The sequence below is a fragment of the Mycobacterium sp. genome (assembly GCF_044223235.1).
In the GTDB taxonomy this organism is placed as follows: Bacteria; Actinomycetota; Actinomycetes; order Mycobacteriales; family Mycobacteriaceae; genus Mycobacterium.
Window position 1 is genome coordinate 39,427 of the sequence record NZ_JBGAME010000010.1, and the last position, 26,283, is coordinate 65,709.

25 protein-coding genes are annotated in these 26,283 nt (G+C 68.3%); 8 read left to right on the plus strand and 17 right to left on the minus strand.

The window, feature by feature from the left end:
* Positions 1-62 precede the first annotated feature (62 nt).
* From mutM to ADBZ6K_RS14610, 9 genes are all read right to left on the minus strand, one after another.
* A complete protein-coding gene (gene mutM, locus ADBZ6K_RS14570; protein WP_526347820.1) occupies positions 63-923 on the minus strand; it encodes a bifunctional DNA-formamidopyrimidine glycosylase/DNA-(apurinic or apyrimidinic site) lyase in 861 nt (286 codons plus the stop codon).
* Entirely contained in the window at positions 916-1,644 is a 729-nt protein-coding gene (gene rnc, locus ADBZ6K_RS14575; protein WP_526347822.1) for a ribonuclease III, read from the minus strand. The genes mutM and rnc overlap by 8 nt, the downstream gene beginning before the upstream one ends.
* On the minus strand, positions 1,641-2,255 hold the full coding sequence (locus ADBZ6K_RS14580; protein ID WP_526347824.1) for a YceD family protein: 615 nt from the start codon (positions 2,253-2,255) through the stop codon (positions 1,641-1,643). The genes rnc and ADBZ6K_RS14580 overlap by 4 nt, the downstream gene beginning before the upstream one ends.
* A gap of 98 nt (positions 2,256-2,353) precedes the next feature.
* A complete protein-coding gene (gene sepIVA / locus ADBZ6K_RS14585) occupies positions 2,354-3,091 on the minus strand; it encodes a cell division protein SepIVA (RefSeq protein ID WP_526347826.1) in 738 nt (245 codons plus the stop codon).
* A gap of 452 nt (positions 3,092-3,543) precedes the next feature.
* A complete protein-coding gene (gene coaD / locus ADBZ6K_RS14590; RefSeq protein ID WP_526347828.1) occupies positions 3,544-4,017 on the minus strand; it encodes a pantetheine-phosphate adenylyltransferase in 474 nt (157 codons plus the stop codon).
* A 28-nt stretch (positions 4,018-4,045) separates the two neighbouring features.
* On the minus strand, positions 4,046-4,603 hold the full coding sequence (rsmD, locus tag ADBZ6K_RS14595; RefSeq protein WP_526347987.1) for a 16S rRNA (guanine(966)-N(2))-methyltransferase RsmD: 558 nt from the start codon (positions 4,601-4,603) through the stop codon (positions 4,046-4,048).
* Positions 4,600-7,983 (minus strand): pyruvate carboxylase, encoded by a 3,384-nt coding sequence (locus ADBZ6K_RS14600; RefSeq protein ID WP_526347830.1) that lies wholly within the window; start codon positions 7,981-7,983, stop codon positions 4,600-4,602. Before ADBZ6K_RS14600 ends, rsmD begins: the two co-directional genes overlap by 4 nt.
* A 28-nt stretch (positions 7,984-8,011) precedes the next feature.
* Positions 8,012-8,653 carry a vitamin K epoxide reductase family protein gene (locus tag ADBZ6K_RS14605; RefSeq protein WP_526347832.1) on the minus strand — a complete coding sequence of 214 codons (642 nt, stop codon included), beginning with the start codon at positions 8,651-8,653 and terminating at the stop codon, positions 8,012-8,014.
* Positions 8,650-9,417, minus strand: a complete 768-nt coding sequence (locus ADBZ6K_RS14610) for a DsbA family protein (RefSeq protein ID WP_526347834.1) — start codon at positions 9,415-9,417, stop codon at positions 8,650-8,652. The genes ADBZ6K_RS14605 and ADBZ6K_RS14610 overlap by 4 nt, the downstream gene beginning before the upstream one ends.
* Before the next feature lie 372 nt (positions 9,418-9,789).
* Here ADBZ6K_RS14610 and ADBZ6K_RS14615 point away from each other — a divergent pair, with 372 nt between their 5' ends.
* On the plus strand, positions 9,790-10,641 hold the full coding sequence (locus ADBZ6K_RS14615; RefSeq protein ID WP_526347836.1) for an aldo/keto reductase: 852 nt from the start codon (positions 9,790-9,792) through the stop codon (positions 10,639-10,641).
* A gap of 53 nt (positions 10,642-10,694) precedes the next feature.
* On the opposite strand, the gene ADBZ6K_RS14620 is transcribed toward ADBZ6K_RS14615, so the two are convergent.
* From ADBZ6K_RS14620 to fakA, 3 genes are read right to left on the minus strand one after another with little or no spacing between them, the layout of a single operon-like run.
* Entirely contained in the window at positions 10,695-11,396 is a 702-nt protein-coding gene (locus tag ADBZ6K_RS14620; protein ID WP_526347838.1) for a GmrSD restriction endonuclease domain-containing protein, read from the minus strand.
* A 6-nt stretch (positions 11,397-11,402) separates the two neighbouring features.
* Positions 11,403-13,619 (minus strand): ATP-dependent DNA helicase RecG, encoded by a 2,217-nt coding sequence (gene recG, locus ADBZ6K_RS14625; protein ID WP_526347840.1) that lies wholly within the window; start codon positions 13,617-13,619, stop codon positions 11,403-11,405.
* Positions 13,620-13,621: 2 nt separating this feature from the next.
* Positions 13,622-15,271 (minus strand): fatty acid kinase ATP-binding subunit FakA, encoded by a 1,650-nt coding sequence (gene fakA / locus ADBZ6K_RS14630; RefSeq protein WP_526347842.1) that lies wholly within the window; start codon positions 15,269-15,271, stop codon positions 13,622-13,624.
* A 220-nt stretch (positions 15,272-15,491) separates the two neighbouring features.
* Here fakA and rpmB point away from each other — a divergent pair, with 220 nt between their 5' ends.
* Both rpmB and ADBZ6K_RS14640 read left to right on the plus strand, forming a co-directional pair.
* Positions 15,492-15,686, plus strand: coding sequence for a 50S ribosomal protein L28 (gene rpmB / locus ADBZ6K_RS14635; protein ID WP_526347844.1), 195 nt, complete (start codon positions 15,492-15,494; stop codon positions 15,684-15,686).
* 89 nt (positions 15,687-15,775) lie between these two features.
* Positions 15,776-16,180, plus strand: a complete 405-nt coding sequence (locus ADBZ6K_RS14640) for a hypothetical protein (protein ID WP_526347846.1) — start codon at positions 15,776-15,778, stop codon at positions 16,178-16,180.
* A gap of 23 nt (positions 16,181-16,203) precedes the next feature.
* On the opposite strand, the gene ADBZ6K_RS14645 is transcribed toward ADBZ6K_RS14640, so the two are convergent.
* Positions 16,204-16,881 carry a uracil-DNA glycosylase gene (locus ADBZ6K_RS14645; protein ID WP_526347848.1) on the minus strand — a complete coding sequence of 226 codons (678 nt, stop codon included), beginning with the start codon at positions 16,879-16,881 and terminating at the stop codon, positions 16,204-16,206.
* Between the two features lie 28 nt (positions 16,882-16,909).
* Complete coding sequence (locus ADBZ6K_RS14650) at positions 16,910-17,875, minus strand: thiamine-phosphate kinase (RefSeq protein ID WP_526347850.1); 966 nt, start codon at positions 17,873-17,875, stop codon at positions 16,910-16,912.
* Positions 17,876-17,982: 107 nt separating this feature from the next.
* Between ADBZ6K_RS14650 and ADBZ6K_RS14655 the strand changes: the two genes are divergently transcribed.
* Positions 17,983-18,225, plus strand: a complete 243-nt coding sequence (locus tag ADBZ6K_RS14655) for an Lrp/AsnC ligand binding domain-containing protein (protein ID WP_526347852.1) — start codon at positions 17,983-17,985, stop codon at positions 18,223-18,225.
* 10 nt (positions 18,226-18,235) lie between these two features.
* On the plus strand, positions 18,236-18,862 hold the full coding sequence (locus ADBZ6K_RS14660) for a DUF3515 family protein (RefSeq protein WP_526347854.1): 627 nt from the start codon (positions 18,236-18,238) through the stop codon (positions 18,860-18,862).
* Here ADBZ6K_RS14660 and ADBZ6K_RS14665 read toward each other — a convergent pair.
* From ADBZ6K_RS14665 to ADBZ6K_RS14675, 3 genes are all read right to left on the minus strand, one after another.
* Positions 18,859-20,016: a D-alanine--D-alanine ligase family protein gene (locus ADBZ6K_RS14665; RefSeq protein ID WP_526347856.1), complete on the minus strand. Its 1,158-nt coding sequence runs from the start codon at positions 20,014-20,016 to the stop codon at positions 18,859-18,861. The genes ADBZ6K_RS14660 and ADBZ6K_RS14665 overlap by 4 nt on opposite strands.
* Positions 20,017-20,097: 81 nt before the next feature.
* The gene (locus ADBZ6K_RS14670) at positions 20,098-21,201 is read right to left on the minus strand and encodes a cystathionine gamma-lyase (protein WP_526347858.1); all 1,104 of its coding nucleotides are present in this window, start codon (positions 21,199-21,201) and stop codon (positions 20,098-20,100) included.
* 4 nt (positions 21,202-21,205) lie between these two features.
* Positions 21,206-22,186, minus strand: a complete 981-nt coding sequence (locus tag ADBZ6K_RS14675; protein ID WP_526347989.1) for an NAD(P)H-dependent glycerol-3-phosphate dehydrogenase — start codon at positions 22,184-22,186, stop codon at positions 21,206-21,208.
* Between the two features lie 128 nt (positions 22,187-22,314).
* Between ADBZ6K_RS14675 and cofC the strand changes: the two genes are divergently transcribed.
* The 3 genes from cofC (at position 22,315) to mutT1 (ending at position 26,244) form a co-directional block, all read left to right on the plus strand.
* Entirely contained in the window at positions 22,315-22,965 is a 651-nt protein-coding gene (gene cofC / locus ADBZ6K_RS14680) for a 2-phospho-L-lactate guanylyltransferase (protein ID WP_526347860.1), read from the plus strand.
* 99 nt (positions 22,966-23,064) lie between these two features.
* Positions 23,065-25,260, plus strand: coding sequence for an RNA degradosome polyphosphate kinase (locus ADBZ6K_RS14685; RefSeq protein WP_526347862.1), 2,196 nt, complete (start codon positions 23,065-23,067; stop codon positions 25,258-25,260).
* Positions 25,261-25,317: 57 nt separating this feature from the next.
* Positions 25,318-26,244 carry an 8-oxo-(d)GTP phosphatase MutT1 gene (gene mutT1 / locus ADBZ6K_RS14690; RefSeq protein WP_526347864.1) on the plus strand — a complete coding sequence of 309 codons (927 nt, stop codon included), beginning with the start codon at positions 25,318-25,320 and terminating at the stop codon, positions 26,242-26,244.
* Positions 26,245-26,283 lie beyond the last annotated feature (39 nt).

Genomic DNA, 26,283 nt, shown 5'->3' on the forward strand with positions numbered 1-26,283 from the left:
CGCGTCACCGTACAGACACGCACTCTCGCCGGAAGAAAGAAGAAATCAGGTAGGGGCGGGCCTCAGGAGCGGCGGATGCGCGGGCGGGCCTGGCATCTCGGGCAATAGAACGACGACCGATTCATGAACTTCTCCCGTCTCATGATCGCGCCGCATCGCCTGCACGGCTCGCCCTCGCGGCCGTAGGCATCCAGCGATCGCTCGAAGTACCCGGATTCCCCGTTCACGTTGACGTACAGGGAGTCGAAGGAGGTGCCGCCCTGCCCGAGCGCCTCGGTCATCACCTCCGCGGCGGCGTCGAGCAGTTCGCCCAGCCGGCGCCGGGTCAGCGAGGATGCCGGCCGCGTCCCGTTGATCCTGCTGCGCCACAGGGCCTCATCGGCATAGATGTTGCCGATCCCGGATACCACGGTCTGGTCCAGGAGCTGGCGCTTGATCTCAGAGTGCTTGCGCCGCAACACCGTAATGACGCCGTCCCGGTCGAATCGCGGGTCGAGAGGGTCGCGCGCGAGATGGGCGACCGGCGCCGGCACGGCGGTGCCGTCGACCGTCACCATATCGGCGATCATCCAGCCACCGAACGTTCGCTGATCGACGAAGCTCAGCGCGGTGCCGTCGTCGAGAAGGGCCGCGATGCGGAGGTGGATGTCGGTGGCCAGCGGACCCAGCAGCATCTGGCCGCTCATCCCGAGGTGCACCACCAGCGCTTGCTCGCCCCCATCGAGGATGAGCCACAGATACTTGCCGCGCCGACCGGTGCCGCTCACCCGGGCCTCCAGCAGGCGCCCGGTCAGATCCGCCGGTCCGGCCTCGTGTCTGCGCACCGCTCGCGGATGATGGACCCGGACGGCGGTGATCGTCCGCCCGGCGACATGGGCCTGCAGACCGCGCCGCACCACCTCGACTTCGGGCAGTTCAGGCATCTACTTCGGAGGTTCCCTCACGCTCTGCCTGGCCGTTCTCGATGGCGTTCCACGCGGCCGCGGCGGCCTTCAGCTCGGCCTCCTTCTTGGTGCGCCCGACGCCCTTGCCCTGCTCGTCACCCGAGATGACCACCACCGCGGTGAACTCCTTGTCGTGGTCGGGACCGGTCGAGGTGACGGTGTAGGCCGGAACGCCCAATCCCCGCGCGGCCATCAGTTCCTGCAGGCTGCTCTTCCAGTCGAGCCCGGCACCCAGCGTCGGCGCGGTATCGAGCAGATTCCCGAAGAGGCGCAGGATGACCTCGCGAGCGGTCACCAGGCCGTGCTCCAGATAGATTGCGCCGAGCAAAGATTCGACGCCGTCGGCGAGGATGCTCGACTTGTCGGCGCCCCCGGAGTTCTCCTCGCCCTTGCCCAGCAGCAGATGGGCCCCCAGGCCCTTGTCACCGAGCCGCCGCCCGACATCGGCCAGCGCCTGCGTGTTGACGATGCTCGCCCGCAGCTTGGCCAGGTCCCCCTCCGAACGATCGGCGTGCCTGCGGTAGAGCTCCTCGGTGATCGTCAGCCCGAGTACCGCGTCGCCGAGGAACTCCAGCCGTTCGTTGGTGGGCAGCCCGCCGTTCTCATAGGAGTAACTGCGATGGGTCAGGGCAACGATGAGCAAACCCTCGGACAGACCGACCCCGAGTGCGTCGAGCAACACCGAATGATCCGGGGTCACGTCGGCTCCTCGTCAGATCCGGTCGGCTCCGCCTCCGGCTCTTCGGTCGGCTCGGGCAAGATCGCCGCCAGTTTCGCCCACCGCGGGTCGATCTGGTCATGGTGATGGTCCGGCTCGGCCTCGGCCAGCGGGATGCCGCACTGCGGGCACAGGCCGGGGCAGTCGGGTCGGCACAACGGCGACATCGGCAGGGCCAGTCCGACGGCGTCGACGACGGACTGCTCGATGTCGATGGTGTCGTCGACGACATGGCCGACCTCGTCGGCTTCCGACGTCGCCTCGGTCGCGCTGTCGGGATAGGCGAACAGCTCGGTGAGATCGATGGTCACCGAACCGCTGGTGGGTGACAGGCAGCGGGCGCATTCCCCCGACGTCGGGGCGGATACGGTCCCGGTGACCAGCACGCCCTCGGACACCGACTGCAGCTGCAGGTCGAGGTCAAGGGGGGCGCCCCGGTCGATCGAGATGAGGTCGAGACCGATACGCGACGGGCTCGGCACACTCTGCCGGAAGGTCATCATCGAGCCGGGCCGTCGACCGAGCCGAGAGATGTTGATCACCAGCGGCGACCGTGACTCGCGGTGCGCCGCCGCCCGCGCATGCGTCGCCATCCCGTCATCTTATCGGCGTGACCAGCGCAGTTCTACGACGGCCCCGACCTACCGGGCTCCGCTCCGGCCGGCGGGTGCACGCCGGACCGGACCCGCTGTCAGCGTGCGACGTAGTCGTGCGTGCCCGCCGCTGTCCTCAGCTGATGACGACCGCGGCCGACCGACCGCAGGGTCCCGTTGAGGAACTCCTCGAACTCGGCGAGCTTGCTGTCGACGTAGATGTCACATTCTCCGCGGAGCCGGTCGGCCTCGCCGTGTGCGGCGTCGATCAGCCGGGCGGCTTCGGCGGTCGCGGTCTGAACAATCTCAGTCTGCGACACCAGCCGCTGCTGCTCCTTGATCCCCTCTTGGACCGCCTTCTCGTAGGACAGGTTGCCGTTCTCCACGAGACGGTCCGCCTCCGCCTTGGCGCGGCCGGTGCTGGTCTCGTACTCGCGCTTGGCGGTGGCGGCGATGCGCGAGGCCTCCTCGCGCGCCTCGACCACCATGCGTTCACTATGCTGGCGGGCCTCGGCCACCATGCGATCGGCCTGCGCCTTGGCGTCGGCGAGCAACCGGTCGGCCTCGGTCCGGGCGTGGTTGACCATCGAGTCCGCCTCGGCGCCCGCGGTCGTGACCATCGAGTCGGAATGCTCCTTGGCGTCGCGAAGCAGGGAGTCCCTCGCGTCCAGGACGTCCTGCGCGTCGTCGAGCTCCCCCGGGATCGCGTCCTTGATGTCGTCGATCAATTCGAGGACATCCCCGCGTGGCACCACACAGCCCGCCGTCATCGGGACACCGCGCGCTTCTTCGACAATCGCGCCCAACTCGTCGAGCGCTTCAAAAACTCGGTACACGGCAACACCCTCCAGGCGTAGTTACTTGTTACCAGTGTGCCTGGTGTTACCTCTGTGACTTCGCTTCCGACGCCGGTGTGTCGCCTACTCGCTTCCTGTCGTGGTCCCAGGCCCACCCGTATATAGGTTGTTTCGCCCACATTATGTCAAGGCGCTGACGGTGCGCACCCGGCCGGGCTGCGCCGCGGCAGCGGGGTCTCGCCGTAGCCGGGCGGTTCCCTGCGCCGCCATCCGCTTCGAGGCACCGTCGACGGTGCTGACGACGCATGCCCGCAGCGACGAGCTCGTCCGCGACGCACCTTGGCACCTGACGAGAAGCCGCAGACGACGCAGAACGGCATGGGTCGCCAACACTTGTTCATGAACTCTGTTACGGCACAACTGAATTGCGAGCAAGCACGGCTTCACTCCGGCCGCGGCTGTGCGCGTACGACGCGCAGCAGACGGCGGTGTCAGCCCAGCTTGGTGCGCAGCGCCGCGTTCACCGGCTCGGGCAGCAGCGCCGATACGTCACCGCCGAGGGCGGCCACCTCCTTGGCCAGCGACGACGACACGAACGAATACCGGGGCGCGGTGGCGACGAAGAAGGTGTCCACTCCGGCGATGTGCTTGTTCATCTGCGCCATCTGCAGTTCGTATTCGAAGTCGGTGCCGGTGCGCAGGCCCTTGACGATCGCGGTCAAACCGTGCGCCAGGACGAAATCGACCACCAGACCCTGCCCCGACTCGACACGCAGATTCGGCAGATGCGTGGTGGACTGCTCGATCAGCGAGATGCGTTCCTCGGGAGTGAACATCCCCTCCTTGTTGGGATTGATCAGGATCGCGACGACGATCTCGTCGAACTGTGCGGCCGCGCGCTCGAATACGTCGATGTGGCCGAGGGTCACGGGATCGAAGGATCCGGGGCATACCGCGCCAGTCATGGATGACGACGGTAGCAGCAAGGGTATTTCACACCCGCTCGGCGAGTTCGACGCGGGTGTCGCCGTAGCGCCGCACCGGCCACGGCTGCCAACCCGGTGGCCAGGTCAGCGTCGCACCCGAGGCCCGCCGTTCGACGACGGCGACCGTGCCCTCGGTCGTCCAGCCCCGTGCGGTGAGCGCGGTCAGCATCGCCAGGATCTCGGGTTCGCCCACCACGTCGTAGGGCGGGTCGGCAAAGACGAGGTCAACCGGCCGGTCCGTCCCCCCGCCGAGCACCGTCGCGACGGTTCCGCGATGCACCGCAGCCGCGGTGACACCCAGATCTGCGATGTTGCGCGCGATGACCGCGGCCGCGCGCTGGTCGGATTCGATGAACACGGCCGATTCGGCACCGCGTGAAAGCGCTTCCAGCCCAAGGGCTCCCGAACCGGCGTACAGATCAAGCACCCGCAGGCCCGCGAAATCCAGGCGCGCCGTGAGCGCATTGAACAGCGCCTCACGGACGCGGTCGGCGGTGGGCCGGGTTCCGCTGCGCGGCACTGCGATACGGCGCCCACCGTAGGTTCCTGCGATGATACGGGTCAGCTGACCACCATCAGGAGGTCGCCGCCCTCGACTTGAGCGGTCCCCGCGAGGGCCACGCGCTGGACGGTGCCGTCCTTGGGCGCGGTGATGGCCGCTTCCATCTTCATCGCCTCGATGGTGGCCACGGTCTGCCCGGATTTGACCACGTCGCCCGCCGACACCGAGACGGTGACCGCGCCCGCGAACGGCGCGGCGATATGGTCCGGATTGTTGCGGTCGGCCTTCTCCGCGGTGGGCACCTCACTGGCGATGTTGCGGTCGCGCACCAGAACCGGGCGGAGCTGGCCGTTGAGGATGCACATCACGGTGCGCATGCCGCGCTCGTCGGGATCGGAGATCGCTTCCAGTCCGATCAGGAGCTCGACGCCGCGCTCGAGCCGCACGCGGTGCTCGTCGCCGTGGCGCAGCCCGTAGAAGAACTGGTTGGCTGTCAGCGTCGAGGTATCGCCGTAGGTTTCCCGATGCGCTTGGAATTCCTTTGTCGGGCCCGGGAAGAGCAGCCGGTTCAGCGCGGCCCGGCACGTGTTGCCCGGTTCGGCAAGCGCCGTTTCGTCCTCCGCGGTGAGCTTCTGGGTGGGCTTGGCCGGTGGACGGCCGGCGAGGGCCTTGGTGCGCAACGGTTCCGGCCACCCACCGGGGGGATCGCCCAGTTCACCGCGCAGGAACCCGATGACCGAATCGGGGATGTCGAAACGCGCTGGGTCAGCGGCGAATTCGTCGGCACTGACACCCGCACCGACCAGCGCGAGCGCCAGATCGCCGACCACCTTGCTCGACGGCGTCACCTTGACCAGCCGGCCGAGGACGCGATCGGCTGCGGCGTAACTGACTTCGATGTCCTCGAACCTGTCCCCCAGCCCGAGCGCGATGGCCTGTTGCCGCAGATTGGACAGCTGGCCGCCCGGGATCTCGTGGCTGTACACCCGTCCCGTCGGCGAGGGCAGCCCCGACTCGAACGGCGCGTAGACCTTGCGCAGCGCCTCCCAGAACGGTTCGAGGTCGCAGACCGCCGACAGCGACAGGCCGGTGTCGTACTCGGTGTGTGCGGTCGCGGCGACGATCGAGGAGAGCGCGGGCTGGCTGGTGGTGCCCGCCATCGGCGACGCCGCACCGTCGACCGCGTTGGCCCCGGCCTGCCACGCGGCCAGGTAGGTGGCCAGCTGCCCACCGGGGGTGTCGTGCGTGTGCACGTGCACGGGCAGGTCGAAACGTGACCGCAGGGCGCCGACCAGGACGCTGGCCGCCTGTGGGCGCAGCAGCCCCGCCATATCCTTGATGGCCAGCACGTGCGCGCCCGCGTCGACGATCTGCTCCGCCAGCTTGAGGTAGTAGTCCAGGGTGTAGAGGTTCTCCCCCGGATCCGACAGGTCACCGGTGTAGCTCATCGCGACTTCGGCGACCGCCGTTCCGGTTTCGCGCACCGCATCGATTGCAGGCCGCATCGAGTCGACGTTGTTGAGCGCATCGAAGATGCGGTAGATGTCGATCCCGGTGCGCGTCGCCTCCTGCACGAACGCGTACGTCACGGACTCCGGATACGGGGTGTAACCAACGGTGTTGCGCCCGCGCAGCAGCATCTGAAGGCAGATGTTGGGTATCGCCTCGCGCAGCGCGGCGAGTCGCTCCCACGGGTCCTCCTTCAAGAACCGCAGCGCCACATCGTAGGTCGCACCGCCCCAGCATTCGATGGACAGCAGCTGCGGTGTCAACCGCGCGACGTGGGGCGCGGCCTCCAGCAGGCTCGTCGAGCGAATCCGGGTGGCCAGCAACGACTGGTGCGCGTCGCGGAACGTCGTGTCGGTGACACCGACTGCCTTCGATTCGCGCATCCACCGGGCGAACGCTTCCGGGCCGACCTCGCTGAGCAGATGCTTGCTGCCCCGCGGGGGCATGGCCGTCAGGTCGATGTCGGGCAGTTTGTCGCGCGGATACACCGCCGAGGGACGCTGGCCGTGCGGCTGGTTGACCGTGACGTCGGCGAGATAGTTCAGGATCTTGGTCCCGCGGTCGGCGGGGGCCCGGGCGGTCAGCAGATGCGGCCGCTCATCGATGAACGACGTGGTCACCCGTCCGGCGCGGAAGTCGGGATCGTCGACGACCGCCTGCAGGAACGGGATGTTGGTCGACACGCCGCGGATCCGGAACTCGGCCAGCGCTCGGCGGGCCCTGGTCGCCGCCGCCGCGAAGTCACGACCCCGGCACGTCAGCTTGACCAGCATCGAATCGAAGTGCGCGCTGATCTCCGCACCCACATTGGTGCCGCCGTCCAGCCGGATGCCCGCGCCGCCGGGCGAGCGGTAGGCGGTGACCCGCCCGGTGTCGGGGCGGAAGCCGTTGGCCGGGTCCTCCGTGGTGATCCGGCATTGCATCGCCGCACCGCGCAGCTGCAGCGTCTCCTGGCTCAGACCCAGGTCGGCCAGCGTCTGGCCGGCGGCGATCCGCAGCTGGCTGCCGACCAGATCGACGTCGGTGATCTCCTCGGTGACCGTGTGTTCGACCTGTATGCGCGGATTGCACTCGATGAACACGTGATGGCCACGCTCGTCGAGCAGGAACTCCACGGTGCCCGCGCACGAATAGTTGATCTGGCGAGCGAACGCCACCGCGTCCGCGCAGATCTTCTGGCGGAGCTCCTCGGGAAGATTCGGCGCCGGGGCCAACTCGATGACCTTCTGATGGCGGCGCTGCACGCTGCAATCCCGTTCGAACAGGTGCATGACATGTCCCGCGGAATCCGCCAGGATCTGCACCTCGATGTGGCGGGGATTCAGCACCGCCTGCTCGAGGTACACCGACGGATCGCCGAACGCCGACTCCGCCTCGCGGCTGGCCGCCTCGATCGCCTCGCGCAACCCGTCGGGATGGGCCACCCGGCGCATGCCGCGTCCACCGCCCCCGGACACCGCCTTGACGAACACCGGGAACTCCATGTCCGCCCCGAGAGCCATGAGTTCGTCCACCGACGACGACGCTGCCGAGGACGACGGCACCGGCAGGCCTGCGGAGCGTGCCGCCGCGATGGCCCGCGACTTGTTGCCGGTCAGTTCGAGCACCTCGGCGCTCGGGCCGACGAAGGTGATGCCCGCGGCCGCACACGCCGACGCCAATTCCGGGTTCTCCGACAGGAATCCGTATCCCGGATAGACCGCATCGGCACCGGCCTGGCGCGCCACCCGGATGATCTCGTCCACCGACAGGTAGGCGCGAACCGGGTGGCCCTTCTCCCCGATCTGGTACGACTCGTCGGCCTTCAACCGGTGCAGCGAGTTGCGATCCTCGTAGGGATAGACCGCGACCGTGGCGATGCCCAGCTCGTAGGCCGCGCGAAAGGCACGGATGGCGATCTCACCGCGGTTAGCCACCAGCACTTTAGAAATCACGAGCTACCCTAACCGGCTCTGTGCTGACTTACAGCAGTGTCGACCAGTAATCCCAGAAACGCACCAAGATGAGCAGGAGCACAGCGGTGAACCACAACGCCGTCAGTGACCACCGCCATTGATGGATTATCCGCGCCGCGGCGTTGCCTCGCAGCGGCTGCAGCGCGATCGACGACGTCACCACCAGCAGCGGAATGGTCACCGACCAGACCACCATGCAGTACGGGCACAACGCGCCGATCCGGTACAGGCTCTCGAAGATCAGCCAGTGCACGAATCCGGCGCCGAGCAGCGTCCCGATCGCCAGACCGGCCCAGTACCACCGCGGCAGCGGGACCTTCGCGACCGCCAGCACACCGGTGACGGTCGTCAGGGTGAATCCGACGATCCCGATCAGCGGGTTGGGGAACCCGAACACCGAGGCCTGATGGCTGACCATCACCGATCCGCACGACAGCACCGGGTTGATGCTGCAGGACGGCACGTAGGACGGGTTGATCAGCAGCTCGACCTTCTCGATCGTCAGCGTCAACGCCGCCGCCAGGCCGACGACACCGGCGATCAGCACCCACAGGGCACTGGGCTTGCCGACCCGCACACCCCGCCGCTCGGGAACCGGGGCGGCCCCGCCCGGCGGGTCAGGGTTGCGGGGCTGCACTGTCACCGTCATGGCGCCGGAGCAGGCGCGGGCGTGGGTGCGGGTCCGTCGAGGGACGGCACGTCGCCGACGATCTCTTTGATCTTCGCTACCAGCGCATCGGGGGTGGTGGGGCGGTAATCCTCGCCGTTGATGCGGATGGTCGGTGTCCCGGTGATGCCGGCGACCCCGGCCATACCCTGCACCATCTTGACGTAGTGACCGCTGTTGATGCATTCGGGAACCCCGCCGGCGGCGCCGGCCTGCCGCGCCAGCTCGATCAGGCGGGCGTTGTCGGGGTATACGCCCCCGCCTTCCTGCGGCTGGATCTCGGGTGTGTAGAGAGCGCTGTGGAACCTCCGGAACGCGTCGTTCGACTCGTCGGCCACGCAGTACGCGGCCGCACCCGCGCGCGACGAGTACCCGTCACCGCGGGCATCCAGAATCGACACCATGTGATAGTCGGCCGCGATGGCGCCGGTGTCGATGAGTTTGTTGATCGTCGGCCCGAACTGCCGCTCGAAATTGCCGCACGCGGGGCACAGGAAATCCTCGTAGAGCGAGAGCACGGCCTTCGGCTCCGTGGTGCCCTCGTTGGTGATCACGTCACTGGAAGCCACCCGGATCGCACGCGCCTCGCCGTCGGAGGGCTTGTCGCTGCCCAACACGATGAAGAGCACCAGCGCCACGGCGAACAGCACGACGACCGAGGTCAGACCGATCTGGATCATCAGATTGCGCTTGCGATCGGCGGCCTTCAGGTCGTAGGCGGGCTTCTTCTTGGGTTTGGTCGGCACGGAACAAGAGTACCGGCGGACGATCAGCATTCTCCGGTGCAGCTGAGATGTGCTCGCAGCGCCCAGATCACCTCGGTGACGGGGGCCGACGCCCGACCGCCCAGGGGAAAGAACACCTTGGCCGCCGTGTGGTAGAGCCGCGTCACGCAGGTGCACGCCGCCGCTGTCCCCGGAAAGCGCTGGGGAGCTTCTGCGACACCGCACGAGAATACTGAAAGGGTCTCACGCGGACGTCGGCGCAGGCGCTGATCAAGTGGCACATTCACCTCGGTAAGATCGTCATCCCCAAGTCGGTGAACCCCGAACGGATTGCGAGTAACTTCCGTCTGGGTTCCGATCCACGGACCTTCGAAACTTCAACGGGTAGGTGACATGACCTCACTGGGCGGGCAGGCGGCTGCGACCCCCACCGTGATCCTCAACGACGATAATGCGATCCCGGTCATCGGCCTCGGTGTCGCCGAGTTGTCCGACGCCGACACCGAGCGCGCCGTGTCCGCCGCCCTGGATGCCGGCTACCGGTTGATCGACACCGCCGCCGCGTACGGGAACGAGGCGGCGGTGGGACGCGCGATCGCCGCGTCGGGCGTCCCGCGCGCCGAGATCTTCGTCACCACCAAGCTGGCGACCGACGACCAGGGGTTCAAATCCTCGCAGGATGCCGGCCGCGCGAGCGTGGAACGCCTGGGACTGGACTACGTCGACCTGTACCTGATCCATTGGCCCAACGTGCAGAACGGCATGTACGTCGACAGCTGGGGCGGGCTGATGAAGCTGAAAGAGGACGGGGTGGCCCGCTCGATCGGCGTGTGCAACTTCACCGACGACAACCTCTCCGATCTCATCGACCTGACCTTCTTCACGCCCGCGGTCAACCAGATCGAGCTGCACCCGCTGCTCAATCAGGCGGCCCTGCGCGCGGTCAACGCCGAACACGGCATCGTCACCGAGGCCTACAGCCCGCTGGGAGTCGGCAACCTCGTCGACAACCCAGCCGTCGGCGCGGTCGCGCAGGCCCACGGGAAGTCTCCTGCGCAGGTCCTGATCCGATGGAGCATCCAGCTCGGCAACGTGGTGATCCCGCGTTCGGGCAACCCGGAACGCATCACGGCGAACCTCGACGTCTTCGATTTCGAGCTCAGCGACGACGAGATGGCCACACTCAACGGCCTCGACGACGGCACCCGGTTCCGCCCCGACCCCGAGACCTATACCGGCACCTGACATTTCGGACGCCGCCGCCACCGTCCGTGGGTGCTCGCACCCCGGCGGACGCGTCAGCCGGTCGGGCAGGTCCCGGCGGCATCACGCAGCACCGCGGCCGAGGTTTGATCGATGGGTAACCCGTAGCCGTGTAGCACTTCGGCGAACTGCACCGCATATTGACACCAGAACGCCCGGTTCGACGGCATCCAATTGGCGGGTTCCTTGTCGCCCTTGTCCTGGTTCGCTGCGCCCGCCACCGCGATCAGGTTCGCCGGATCGTTGGCGAACCGCACGCGCATCTTGTCCGTCCAGTTCCGCGCGCCGAGATCCCAGGCCAGCGCCAGCGGCACGATGTGGTCGATCTGCACCGACGCCCCCACCTGGTTGCCGCGCGTGAACGGAACCGTGGCGTTCGTGTAGGGGTCGTGCAAGACGCCCGTGGCGACGGCGGTCGGGCAGCGCGAAATGGCCACGTAGGTCTTGTCGAGCAGGTCGCGGTCGAGGATGTCGTTGCGGGTGTCGCAGCCGTTGCGTCCGCCTGGTGCATCGTTGTCGTCGGTCCACGACTCCCCGAAGGCCCCCCGCTGGTAGTCGTAGCCGCGGATGCGCACCGGCAGCACGGCGATACCGACGAGCACGTCGGTGCCGGGTGCGAGGGCCGGAATGTCGGCACTCGCGACGACATGGCTCGACCGTTGCGAAATCACCTGCACCGCGACCAGCACCGCCACCACGACGGCGGAGATCAGCCACAGCAGACGTGTTCTACTCACCCGCACTCACGCCTTGTCCAGGAACTCGACGCGGTCGGTGTCGGTGAATTGTGCTGCAAGCAAAGCCATTCCGGGATCGTCGGGGTTGCGCTCGTAGCCGGATTCGCAGAGTTCTCTCGCGGTCTCGATGACCGCCTGATGGTCGACCAGGGATAGGAATCGCAGCGTGATCGGCCGTCCGGACTGACTGTGGCCAAGGACATCGCCCTCGCGGCGATCCAGCAGGTCCAGGTCGGCGAGCGTGAAACCGTCCAGCGTGCCCGCGACCGCTCTGAGCCGCTCCCCCGCCTTGGACGCCTCGGGAAGCCGGGTGGCCAGCAGGCACAGACTCGGATGCGCCCCGCGGCCGATCCGCCCGCGCAGCTGATGTAACTGGCTGATGCCGAACCGGTCGGCATCCATCACGAACATCACCGTGGCGTTGGGCACGTCCACGCCGACCTCGATGACGGTGGTGCACACCAGAACGTCGACCTGACCGTCGCGGAACGCCGACATCACGGCGTCCTTCTCCTCGGCGGCCAGCCTGCCGTGCATCAGACCGACGCGAAGCCCCGACAGCGGGCCGCGCCGAAGGTATTCGAAGAGTTCGACAACGGTGGTGGCGGGCGGCCCGTGCGAATCGTTGGCCTTCTTATCGCCGCCCTTGTCGGTCTCGTCGATTCGTGAAGCCACCACGTAGGCCTGCCTGCCCGTGCGTACTTCTTCGACGATTCGCGCCCAGGCGCGGTCCAGCCACGCCGGCTTCTGCGTGATGAAGATGGTGTTGGTGACGATGGGCTGCCGTCCCCGCGGCAGCTCACGCAGCGTCGAGGTCTCCAGATCGCCGAATACGGTGAGCGCCACCGTGCGTGGGATCGGCGTGGCCGTCATCACCAGCAGGTGCGGCGTCAGACCCTCGGAGGCCTTGGAGCGCAACCGATCTCGCTGTTCGACGCCGAACCTGTGCTGCTCGTCGACGACGACGAGGCCGAGCCGATCGAACTGCACCGACTCCTGCAGCAGCGCATGGGTGCCGATGACGATGCCCGCCTGCCCGGTGGCGACCTCGTCGCGCACTCGTCGCTTCTGTTGCGGCGACATCGAACCCGTGAGCAACGCCACCCGGGTGGCGCCCTCGGCACCACCGAGCAGGCCCGCCATCCCCAGCGGTCCGAGCACCTCGCCGATGGACCGGGCGTGCTGGGTGGCAAGGACTTCCGTCGGCGCCAGCAGTGCGCACTGGAAGCCGGCGTCGATCATCTGCAGCATCGCCAGCACGGACACGATGGTTTTTCCCGACCCGACCTCGCCCTGCAGCATTCGGTTCATCGGCCGGTTCCCGGCGAGCTCGGCCCTGAGCACATCGAGCACCTCGCGCTGCCCGTTGGTCAGCTCGAAGGGCAGCTGTCGCAACAACGCCGACACCAGGCCGTCCTCGTGCGGGGCCGCGGGCGGGCCCGAACCGCCCAACTCCTCATACCGGCGTTTCACCAGCGCCCACTCCAGCCCTACGGCCTCATCGAAAGTCAGTCGCCGGACCGCGTTTTCACGTTCCTGTTCGTTCTCGGCCAGATGGACCGCGCGCAGCGCCGCGTCCTGGGACAGCAGATCGTTGCTGCGCAGGAACGCCGCGGGCATGGTCTCGGGCACCGGGTCGAGCACGTCGAGCACCTGGCGCACACACGCGTAGATGTCCCAGCTCTGCACCTTGGCGCAGGCGGGATAGATGGGGAAGAAGTCGCGCGCGAACGCGGCGAGCAGATCGTCGTCGTCGGCGCCGGCGGCGATGCTCTTCATCGACTTCGAACCGACGTTACGGGTGGTATTCAGCACGAGGAAGGCGGGGTGGGTGAGCTGGAGTGTGCCCTTGAAGAAGCCGATCTCGCCCGACAGCATCACCCGCGCATCCTTGACCAGGCTGTGCTTGAGGATCTTCGGATTGAAGAAGGTGGCGGTGACCTTCGGCTTGCGCCGGCCGAGGGTGACGACGAGGTACTCGCGTTGGGGTTGCCGCTGGCTCCGGCGCAGCTCCGCGCTGGTGATCTCGTCGACGAACGTGACGTGCTCACCCTCTTCGAGGTCCAGCTCCTCACCCTCCTCGCGCACCGCCATGCCGTGGCTGTACTTGCGCGGGTAGTGGCGCAGCAGATCGTTGACCGTCCTGATGCCGAAGTACTCGTCGAGCGGTCCCGCCGCCTTTGCGCCGATCACATAGTCGAGCCTGTCCGCGAGCGTCGCCACGACTATTCGACCCCGATCAGCAGCGCCTCGCCGCGATGGCCGGTGTGGTAGGTGACCAGCTCCGCGCCGAGATGGGTGCGGTGGACGTGGGCCCGCAGCCTTTCGCCCACCGACGCGTCGACGCCGTCGCCCGTCAACACGGTGACCAGCTCACCGCCGGAGGACAGCAGCAGGTCGATCAATCCGGCGCCGGCCGCCGTGATGTCGGGGCCGACGATGAGGATCTCATCGCCTGCGATACCGAGCCCGTCGCCGGGTTTGCAGGTGCCCGCCCAGGTCAACGCCTCCTCGGTGGCCACCCGCACGGTGCCGTACCGCGCACTTGCGGCGGCACGCGCCATCGTGTAGCCGTCGTCGACGACCTCCCGCTGCGGATCGTGGACGGCCAGCGCCGCCAGGCCCTGGACCATCGATCCGGCGGGCACCGGCACCACGTCGACGCCCCAGCCCCCCGAGGCGGTGCATCCGGCCACCAGCTCCTCCGCCGCGACGTAACCGTTGGGCAGCACCATGACCTGGGCAGCGCCGGTGTCGACGAGCGCGCGCATCAACTGTTTGGCGCTGACCGGGGTGTCGGGATCGGGCCGCAACACGTGGGCGCCCTCGCTGCTGAACAGCGCCACGGCGCCGTCGCCGTCGACCACGGCAAGCACCGCGCGGCCGCGGCTCCAGCCGGCCTGGGGATGCCCGATGCCGCCGGTGAGCGCCGTGATCTGGATACGGCTCGGCGTGCCGACCGCCAGCCCGGCCTCGACCGCCGCGCCCGCGTCGTCGGCGTGCACGTGGACCGAGTAGCGGCCGCCGGCAGGGCCGTCGCCCTCGGTGCGCCCGGCCGCGGCGATCGCGACCGATTCGCCGAGCTGTTCCAGCCGTTCCCGGAGCCGTTCGACGTCGTCGGCATCGCAGCGGCTGAGCAGATACATCACCTCGAACTGTGGCGGTGCCGACGTCCCTGCGGACACCTCGGAAGGCGGCGGAGCCGGCCGGTAGGCCTCCCGCTGCGGCAGGTGTCCGGTCAGCGTGGCCGTCATCGCGTCCAGCAACACCACCAGGCCGCGCCCCCCCGCGTCCACGACACCGGCCTCGGCAAGGACGTCGAGTTGCTGTGGCGTCTTGTCCAGCGCGACGACCGCCGCCTCCACCGCGGCGACCACCACCGCCGCCAGGTCGGCGGAGTCGCCGGCGGCGTGCTCGGCCGCACCGGCCGCGGCCTGCAGTACCGACACGATGGTGCCGGGCACCGCGTGGCCCATCGACGCGACCGCAAGGCCGACGCCGTGGCGCAGCACCGCACCGAAGATCGCGCCGTCGATGTCGGCGAGGCCGCCGTCCCGTTCGGCGGCGGCGGCGGCCGTCACCTCCGCGAGTCCCCGCAGGATCTGCGACAGGATCACTCCCGAGTTTCCGCGGGCGCCGTGCAGGGCACCCTCGGCCAGGGCGGCGGCCATCCCGGCCGCGTCCGCGCCGCTCGGCGCGGCCTCGGCATGCGCCCAGGCCGAGCGCATCGTGAAGAGCATGTTCGTGCCGGTGTCGGCGTCCGCGACGGGGAAGACGTTGAGCCGGTTGATCTCGTCGGCGTAGGTGATCAGCTCCCCGACAGCGGTGTGGGCCCAGTCGCGCAGCGCCGAAGCGTCGAGGCGCCGAGCCGACATCCCACCTCCAAACCCCGCTGACCCGCCGTGGCCAGCCTAGCCATTAGCAGGGACAACACCTCCGCCGTGGTGTCCTGGTGGGTATCCGCCGGTGGGCCTGTGAACACGTTTTTGGCGATACCCAGGGCGGCCGGTATCCTGGTCAGGTTGTCGGGTCGAGCCGTGCCGGTCACGGTGGAAAGACCCAGACCCCCAAGTACTGATCCGAGGAGTTCTTGTTATGGCTGCCGTGTGCGACGTCTGCGGTAAGGGGCCGGGCTTCGGCAAGTCGGTGTCGCATTCGCATCGGCGGACGAACCGCCGCTGGGATCCCAACATCCAGACCGTGCGTGCCGCGACCCGTCCGGGCGGCAACAAGCAACGCATCAACGTGTGCACCTCCTGCATCAAGGCGGGCAAGGTCGCACGCGGCTGACCGCTCGATCACCTACGGCTGACCGCTCGATACCCTGCGGCTGACGCTGGGAAGGTTAGGCGGCTGGGCACTCGGGTAGCCCAGCCGTCATGACTTGTCGCATCAACGCTCTGTCATCGCTGTCACGGCCGGCACGGCCTTCCATGGTCCTCGGTGTTACTGCCATCGCGACGGCAGCGGTGCTGCTGACGGCGTGCGGTTCGGGCGATGGCGGCGACGGCACGACCACCAACACCACCACGATCACCACGATCACCACCAAGACGCCGGTCACCACGCTGGAAACAACCACCGAGGAAATGCCGTCGGCCACGTCCGCCCCGACGACGGCGCCGCCTCCCGAGGTGCCGCCCACCGGCGGTGATGCGACCGTCGAGATCCCGTCGCCGCCGGAAATCCCTTCGCCGCCGGAAATCCCTTCGCCGCCCGCTATCCCGTCCCCGCCGGCGATTCCGTCACCGCCCGCCATTCCGTCCCCGCCGGCGATCCCGTGACTGCGCCCGCAATCCGGCCCCGATCAGGGCAGTCGCCAGTCGATCGGGTCGGCGCCCATCCGGTGTAGCTGGTCGTTGGCGCGGCTGAAAGGTCGCGAGCCGAAGAATCCCCGTGACGCCGACAGCGGCGAGGGATGGGGCGATTCGATCACCGCACAGTCGCCGAGCATCGGTTTGAGCGTGGCGGCGTCGCGACCCCACAGCACCGCCACCATCGGTTGGCTGCGCGCCACCAACGCCCGGATGGCGCACTCCGTCACCGCTTCCCAGCCTTTACCGCGGTGTGACGCGGGATTGCCGGGGCGCACGGTGAGCACCCTGTTGAGCAGCAACACACCGCGTTCCGCCCACGGCGTCAGGTCTCCCGTACTCGGCTGTGGGTGGCCGAGGTCGGCGGCGTACTCGGTGAAGATGTTGGCCAGGCTGCGCGGCAGCGGCCGCACGTCGGGCGCCACCGAGAAGCTCAGGCCGACGGCGTGACCCGGCGTGGGGTACGGATCCTGACCGACGATGAGCACTCGCACCCCGTCGAACGGGAACGAGAACGCCCGCAGGACGTTCGGGCCGGCGGGCAGATAGCGATGCCCGGCCGCCAGTTCGCCGCGCAGGAACTCCCCCATCTCGGCGACCTGCGGAGCGACGGGTTCCAGCGCTCGAGCCCAACCATCCTCGACCAGTTCGTGAAGCGGACGTGCGGTCACGAACGCAAAACCTAGCGTGGCCCTCCGGTCAGAACGACTCCCATCCCCGGTTTCCGTGCCAGTCGGCACCGTCCACCAGGACGCGCGGCGGCCCGTCGAGCACCCTGCCGATCGGCCGCCAGCCGTCGGGGAGCGGCCCCGGGAATGTCGCCACCAGGGCATGGTCCTCCCCGCCGCCCAGCACCCAGCCCCAGGGATCGGCGCCGACATCGGTGGCGGCGGCGCGCACCGCATCGAGGTCGGCGCCCAGCGCGTCGCGCGACAGGTCGATGCCGCATCCCGAGCCCGTCGCGATATGGCCGAGATCACCGAGCAGCCCGTCGGAGACATCCGTCATCGACGAGGCCCCTGCGTCGGCGGCTGCTCTGCCCTGACCATAGGGCGGCTCCGGGGCGAGGTGGCGCCGGCGAAGCTCGTCGTGAGCGTGAATATCGTCGTGCCAGAGGCTGTATCCGGCCGCCGAGCGGCCCAGGTCGCCGACGACGGCCACGGTGTCGCCGGGGCGGGCGCCGTCGCGGCGTACCGGCGCACGCCCCGCGAGGTCGCCGAGGACGGTCACCGAGATCACCCACTGCGGCGCACTGACCAGATCCCCACCGACCACACCGGCGCCCAGCTTGCGGACTTCCTCCCACATCCCGTCGGCGACTTCGATCGCCTTAGCGGTTGCGGTGTCACCGGGCGCGCCGAACGCGACAACGAACGCCGTCGCCCGTGCACCCATCGCCTCGACGTCGGCTGCGTTCTGCGCGATCGCCTTGCGGCCGATGTCGCGGGGCGACGACCAGTCCCGCCGGAAATGCCGCCCCTCCACCAGCATGTCGGTCGACACCACCGTCCTGCCATCGGGCGCGATCACGACGGCGGCATCGTCGCCGGGGCCGACCGCCACCACACCGGGCTGCTCGCGCCCCGCCACCAGGCGGTCGATCACGGCGAACTCGCCAAGACCAGCGAGGGTGTCCTCCGATCGTGAATTTGGGCCTTGAGCCAATGTCCGCCTCCTGCCGTCCGCCGCCGTGGCCTGAACGCGAGCCCGACCTGCGGTACGTTTGGTCCCTGCGGCGTGGAGTCTATGCAGCGAGACGGAGGAGATAGCGGGTGGTCGAGGCTTACATGCTCATCCAGACCGAGGTGGGCCGCGCCGAGGTCGTTGCCAATCAACTCGCCGGCCTTCCCGGTGTGCTGTCGTCGGAGTATGTGACCGGCCCGTATGACGTCGTCGTGCGAATCGGCGCCGACACCCTGGGGGATCTGCAGGCCAACGTGGTGCCCAGCGTCCAGCAGATCATGGGAATCACCCGCACCCTGACGTGCCCGATCGCCAACGGGACGCACCCATAGAGTTGCCGGTGTGACCGACCGCAGTCCCGGCGATGCTGGCGATGGCCCACCGCCGGCGCTGCTGGTCGCGGCCATCTCGGTCGCCGTCGCCGCGATCGTCGTGTTCCTGGGTATCGCCGCGGTCCGCCAGGGCTCCCCCGAGCCGCGGCCGGTGCCGATCGCGGCGGTTCCCGCACCTCGCGCGGACAGCACCGAGTGCCATTCACTTCTGGCAGCCGTGCCCGAGCAGCTCGGCGACTACAGGCGGGCACCCACCGCCGAACCCACACCGGCAGGCGCCGCAGCATGGCAGGACGACCCCGACAGCGAGTCGATCATCCTGCGCTGCGGGCTGGACCGACCCGCTGATTTCGTGGTCGGGTCGCCGATCCAGGTCGTCGATCGGGTGCAATGGTTCCGGGTGGGCGAAGCCGGGGCGGGAAAGGACGGGGTGGGAAAGGACGGGGTGGGAAAGGACGGGGTGGGCGAAGCCGGGGCGGGAAGGGGCGGCCGCAGCACCTGGTACGCGGTCGACCGTCCGGTCTACGTGGCGTTGACACTGCCCGCGGGCACCGGCCCCACGCCCATCCAGCAGCTGTCGGCGGCGCTCGCCGAAACCCTGCCTGCGACCCCGATCGATCCGGGACCGGCCGGTTAGCGCAGACCCGTCCCCCTGGCCAGGGCGGTCTCGACCATCGCCGTCAACAGCGTCGGATAATCGACGCCGCTGGCCGCCCACATGCGCGGATACATCGAGATGGTGGTGAACCCCGGCATCGTGTTGATCTCGTTGAGCACGGGGCCGTCCTCGGTCAGGAAGAAGTCGACGCGGGCCAGGCCCTGACAGTCGATGGCCTGGAAGGCCCGGATCGCCAGTTGCCTGATCTCGTCGGCGACATTGTCGTCGACCTTGGCGGGCACATCGAGCTCGGCGCCGTCGTCGAGATACTTGGTCGCGAAGTCGTAGAACGCATCCTCGCGGCCGCGGACCCCCGCCACACGGATCTCACCCACGGTACTGGCCTCGATCCTGCCGTCGGGGAATTCGAGCACCCCACACTCGAGCTCCCTGCCGGGCACCGCCGCTTCGACGATCACCTTCGGATCGTGCCTGCGGGCGTAGGCGATGGCCGCCGGCAGCTCGTCCCACGCCGCCACCCTGCTCACGCCGATCGACGAGCCGCCGCGCGCGGGTTTGACGAACACCGGAAGGCCCAGCCGTTCGCGATCCTCCAGTTCGACCGTGGTGTCGTGTGGCCGCAGCACGAAATGATCGCCCACCGGCAGGCCTTCGGCGATCAGCAGCTTCTTGGTGAACTCCTTATCCATGCCCGCCGCGCTGGCCAGCACACCCGCACCGACATACGGCACCCCGGCCAACTCCAGCAGACCCTGGATGGTGCCGTCCTCGCCGTATGGCCCGTGAAGAACGGGAAACACCACGTCCACCGACGTCAGGATCTCCCCCGCACCATGTCCCAGCGCCACCAGCTGTCCGCTGAGCTGCGGATCGGCGGGAAGGGACAGCGCAGTCCCGGCGCCACCACTGACCTCAGGGAGCCGACCGTCGCTGATCGACAGCGTCTCCGGGCTGGCGTCGGTCAACACCCACGATCCGTCCGGGGTGATGCCCACGGCGACCACATCGAACCGCTGCGGGTCGAGATTGCGCAGGATGCTTCCCGCCGAGATGCAGGAGATCGCGTGTTCGGAGCTGCGTCCGCCATAGACGACGGCGACCCGCGTGCGGCGACCGGCAGAGCGGTCCGAGGTCGCCGGCGAATCGTCTTCGGGCTGGTTTGGGGGACTCACAACCTAGAGAGGGTACCGTCCTGGCCGGATACCGCACGATTCGATTTCGTCACGACGGCCCTCAGAACAAGTCAGAATACTTCAGCCCAGCGCCTGATTGACGTCCGCGATCAGGTCATCGGTGTCCTCTATACCCATCGAAATCCGCGCGAAACCGCCGCTCACCGCGTCGCCCCAGCGGGCACGACGGTCGACGGACGTGTGGATGCCACCGAAGCTCGTCGAGCTGACCATCAGCGCGCTTCGCTCGATCATGGCGTGCACCGCCCCGGCGTCGGCCAACTCAACCGACACGAGCCCGCCGAATCGTCGCATCTGCAGTGAGGCGATCCGGTACGAAGGGTCGTCGGGCAATCCGGGATAGCGCACCGACCGAACCGCGGGGTGGGAGCGCAGCATGACCGCCAGCGCCTGCGCGTTCTGGCACTGCCGATCGATCCGCAGACCGGCGCTGCCGAGGCTGCGCAGCACCAGCCACGCCTCGAAGGCCCCCAGGATCGGCCCGGCGAGCTGACGGTCCCGTTCGACGGACTCCATCAGCCCGGTGTGACTGCCTGCGACGTACCCGGCGACCAAATCGCTGTGGCCCGACAGTGCCTTGGTGGCACTGGCCACCACCAGATCGGCCCCCAGCGACAGCGGCTGTTGCCCAAGGGGTGTCGCGGCGGTGTTGTCCACCACCAGCGTTGCGCCGCGGCTCCGGCAGGTCATGGCCAGCCGGTGCAGGTCCACGACGTCGAGGCCGGGATTGGCCGGCGTCTCCGCAAGCACGACGTCGGCATCCGCAGCCGCGTTGCACATGGCGTCCGTGGTTGCCTCTACAACGATAATCCCTTGCGGAGCAAGGTATTCCATCGCATATCGGCGCACCTGATAGTAGCCGTCGGCGGGGACGACCAACGTCGAACCCGGCTTGGAGAGCACGCGCAGCACCGAGGTGATCGCAGCCATACCGGACCCGAACGTCAGCGCGGCCGCGGCGCCCTCCAGTTGCGCGAGGGCCGACTCCAGCTGCCGCCATGTCGGGTTGGAGCTGCGACCGTAGGTGTCCAGCGGCGCCGCCTCGTCGGGCGACAGGTGATAGGAGGACGCCGGCACTGGAACGGGCGCCACGGGCGCACCCGGAATCGCATCAGCACCAACGGCTTTCACGCTACGGGTGGAATCGCCATACCCTCCGTCCATCGCGCTATTCCGACTTCGTGCTGCGGCCGAGTAGCAGCTTCACCGCTTCGTCGACGGACAGACCGCGGTGACACACGCGCTGCACGGCGTCGGTGAGAGGCATCTCGACGTCATAGCTGGACGCCAGCGCAAGCACCGACTCGCAGGACGCCACGCCTTCGGCGACATGGCCACCGGCGGCGGCCATCGCCGATTCCATGGTGCCGCCCGTGCCCAGACGATAGCCGAACGACCGATTGCGGGAATGCGGCGAGGTGCAGGTGGCCACCAGATCACCGACACCGGCCAGGCCGGCCAGTGTCGCCGGATTGGCGCCGAGCGCCATCCCCAGCCGCATGATCTCGGCCAGCCCCCTCGTGATGATCGCGGCGGCGGTGTTCTCCCCCAATCCGACCCCGGCCGCCATCCCGCACGCCAGGGCGATGACGTTCTTGCATGCCCCGCCGACCTCGGCACCCACCACGTCGGAGTTGGTGTAGGGCCGGAAGTAGCCGGTGGAGAAGGCCCGCTGCAACGCCACGGCGCGCCCGGAGTCGCTGCACGCGACCACGGTCGCCGCCGGCTGCTCATCGGCGATCTCGCTGGCCAGGTTCGGACCGGTGACCACCGCGACGCGCGTCGCGTCGACTCCGGTTACCTGGACGATCACCTGGCTCATCCGCATCAGCGTGCCGAGCTCGATGCCCTTGGCCAGGCTGACGAGCGTCGCGTCGGCGCCGATCAACGTCTTCCACTGCCCGAGGTTGGACCGCAGCGTCTGCGCGGGCACCGCAAGCAGCACCGTGCACGCCCCGTCGAGTGCATCGGCGGCGTCGCTGGTCGCCTTGATGGACTTCGGTAGTTCGGTGTCGTCGAGATAGCCGTCGTTGCGGTGCGTCTCGTTGATCTCCTCGGCCAACTCGGCCCTACGGGTCCACAACCGCACTCCGTTGCCCGCGTCAGCAAGCACCTTTGCCAGCGCCGTACCCCATGCACCGGCACCCATGACAGCAGCCTCCACCACGAATTCACCCTAACGCGGACACCGTGTGGGGCCCGTGCGGACGGTAGACGCGGAGGTCACACGGGGTCACCCGCGGAGGACAACCGCCGACGGCTGGCAGGATGGCGTTCATGAGCGGCGCCAGGGCCGACGGGCAGTCACCGACCACGGATGTATCGCTCGTCATCGCCGTCAAGCGACTCGCGGCGGCCAAGACCCGGCTGGCCCCGATCTTCTCCGCACCCACCCGGGAAGCCGTTGTGCTTGCCATGCTCGTCGACACGATCACCGCCGCATCCGCGGTCGCCGCCGTCACGGTCGTCACCCCCGACGTCATCGCCGCCGACGCCGCGCGCAGGTTGGGGGCCCGCGTCGTTGCCGATCCCACCCCGCCGGGACACCCCGATCCGCTCAACAACGCGCTTGTCGTCGCCGAATCCGAGCTTCGGCCCAACTCGGCGAATATTGTTGTGCTGCAAGGTGACCTGCCAGCGCTGCAACCTAAGGAACTGGCGGAGGCGATTGGCTCGGCGCGCGCCCACCGGCGTAGTTTCGTCGGGGACAGACACGGCACGGGCACTTCCGCCCTGTTCGGATTCGGTGTCCCGCTGGACCCCCACTTCGGTCCGGATTCCGCACGGCGGCATCGCGATTCGGGGGCGATCGAACTGACCGGACCGTGGCCGGGGCTGCGGTGCGATATCGACACGCCCGACGACCTGATGGCCGCCCGCCGGCTGGGCGTGGGTGCCACGACCGCGCGCGCCGTGGCGCGGCTGTGACGACCGCGCGGCCACGTCGCGACGCGCGGAGAACTCGAGTACTACGGGTTGGCGATTCGCGGTAGCAGGACCGACGGTCGATAGGGAATGATCGGTGGGATGACCGAAGCCGAGACCCAGATCCGGGCAGACGAATCGGACGTGGTGGCGGAGACAGCTACCAAGCCGGCGCGGGCTACCGCCGATTCCGCTCCAGAGGCGCCGCCCGCCGCGACATCGCCCGCCGTCGACAACGAGCTGCCCGAGGACCGGTACCTCAACCGCGAATTGAGCTGGCTGGACTTCAACGCCCGGGTTCTCGCGCTCGCCGCCGACCCGTCGCTCCCCCTGCTGGAGCGCGCCAAGTTCCTGGCGATCTTCGCGTCCAACCTCGACGAGTTCTACATGGTGCGCGTCGCCGGTCTCAAACGCCGCGACGAGATGGGCCTGTCGGTGCGATCGGCGGACGGTCTGTCCCCGCGTGAACAGCTGCGCCGGATCAGCGAACGCACACAGCAGATCGCGAGCAGACACGCCAGGGTGTTCCTCGAATCGGTGCGCCCCGCGCTCGCCGACGAGAACATCTTCGTGGTGACGTGGGCGGACCTCGACGACGCGGTGCGCACGGAACTCTCGACGTACTTCCACGAACAGGTCTTCCCCGTTCTGACACCGCTGGCCGTCGATCCCGCGCACCCGTTCCCGTTCGTCAGCGGGCTGAGCCTCAACCTCGCCGTCACGGTGCGCCAGCCCGATGACGGCACCCAGCACTTCGCGCGGATCAAGGTGCCGGACAACGTCGACCGGTTCGTCAAACTCCCGGCCCCTGATTCGCCGTCCGGCAAGCGCGGCCATCGTTTCCTGCCGATGGAAGAACTCATCGCCGCTTTCCTGCCCGTGCTGTTTCCGGGACTGGAGATCGTTGAGCACCATGCCTTCCGGATCACCCGCAACGCCGACTTCGAAGTCGAGGAGGATCGCGACGAGGATCTGCTGAAGGCGCTCGAACGCGAGCTGGCTCGGCGGCGGTTCGGTTCACCGGTGCGGCTCGAAGTGGCCGACGACATGACCGACAACATGCTCGAGCTGCTGTTGCGTGAACTCGACGTGGACCCCGGCGACGTGATCCAGCTAGCGGGTCTGCTTGACCTGTCGTCCTTGTGGCAGATCTACGGCCTCGACCGGCCGTCGCTGAAGGATCCGACGTTCGTCCCCGCGACGCCGCCCGCCTTCGGTGAACGCGAAACCCCCAAGAGCATCTTCGCCACGCTGCGTGACGGGGACGTCCTGGTGCACCACCCCTACGATTCGTTCTCGACGACCGTTCAGCGCTTCATCGAGCAGGCCGCGGCCGACCCCAATGTGCTTGCCATCAAACAAACGCTGTACCGCACGTCGGGTGACTCACCGATCGTCAACGCGTTGATCGACGCCGCGGAGGCCGGCAAGCAGGTCGTTGCCCTGGTGGAGATCAAGGCCAGATTCGACGAGCAGGCCAACATCAAGTGGGCGCGCGCACTCGAGCAGGCCGGCGTCCATGTGGTCTACGGGCTGATCGGATTGAAGACGCACTGCAAGACGTGTCTGGTCGTACGCCGCGAGGGCCCGACGATCCGCCGGTACTGCCATATCGGCACCGGCAACTACAACCCGAAAACCGCCCGCCTGTATGAGGATGTCGGATTGCTCACCGCGGCCCCCGACATCGGCGCCGACCTGACCGACCTGTTCAACTCGCTGACCGGCTATTCGCGAAAGGTGACCTACCGCAATCTGCTGGTTGCTCCCCACAGCGTGCGCAAGGGCATCATCGAGCGCATCGAGCGCGAGGTCGCCGCAGCCGCCGACGGTGGCCAGGGCCGGATCCGGGTGAAGGCCAACGCCCTGGTCGACGAGCAGGTGATCGATGCGCTGTATCGCGCGTCCCAGGCGGGTGTGCGCGTCGAGGTCGTCGTGCGTGGCATCTGCGCGCTGCGGCCGGCTGCGGCCGGGTACTCCGACAACATCATCGTGCGTTCGATTCTCGGCCGGTTCCTGGAACACTCGCGCGTGATCCACTTCAACGCCATCGACGAGTTCTGGATCGGCAGCGCCGACATGATGCACCGCAATCTGGACCGACGCGTCGAGGTGATGGCTCAGGTCAAGGACCCGAGGTTGACGGCGCAACTCAATGACGTGTTCGACTCGGCGATGGACCCGGCCACCCGTTGTTGGGAGTTGGGATCCGACGGACATTGGACGGCATCGCCTCACGGGGATGCGACCGTCCGCGACCACCAAGCGTCGCTGATGGAAAGCCATCGCCATCCCTAAAGCTCGACAAACGCCATGGGCGGGCACATCGGCCCCGATTGAGCTGCAGGAGTAGAGGTGCCCGACAACATCCCGGCGGCGAAGACGCCGAGTGGTACTCCCGTGCTCGCGGCCGGCGCGGTGCTATGGCGTCCCGGCGTCGACTCCGGCGCTCCCGAGGTGGCGATCATCCACCGGCCGCGCTACGACGATTGGTCGCTTCCCAAGGGCAAGATCGATCCTGGCGAGAATGAACCCGTGGCCGCGGTGCGCGAGGTCCTGGAGGAGACCGGCTACACGTCACATCTCGGCCGGCGCCTCGCGACCGTGAGCTATCCGGTTGCGCAGTACACCAAGAAGGTGTCTTACTGGGCGGCGCGTCAGCTCGACGGCGAGTTCGCGCCGAACTCCGAGGTCGATGAGCTGATCTGGCTCCCGGTCGCCGACGCGATGAAGCGGATGCAGTACCGCCACGACCGGAAAGTGTTGCGGGGGTTTGCCAAATACCCCGCCGACACCGCGACGGTGCTCATCGTCCGCCACGGCGTCGCGGGACGCCGGTCCCGTTATCGGGGAGATGATCGCCAGCGTCCCCTCGACAAGCGGGGATGGGCGCAGGCCGAGTCTCTGGTCGGTCAGTTGCTTGCCTTCGGAGCGGATTCCGTGCACGCGGCCGATCGGTTGCGCTGTCACCAGACGGTGGAGCCGATCGCGCAGGAGCTGGCCGTGAAGATCGAGAACGAACCGACCCTCACCGAGGAGGCCTACACGACCGACCGGAAGGCGGCGCGCCGTAGGGTGCTCGACATCGCCGCGGCCGGCGGCACCCCGGTGATCTGCTCGCAGGGCAAGGTGATTCCAGACCTGATCGCCTGGTGGTGCGAACGGGACGGCGTGCGTCCCGACAAGTCTCGCAACCGTAAGGGCAGCACCTGGGTGATGTCGCTGTCGCGGGGCAGGCTCATCGCCGCCGACCACATCGGAAGCCCGCTGGCCAAGAAATAGCGCCACCGGCCGGCGCAGACAGACGCGCCACGGGTCGGA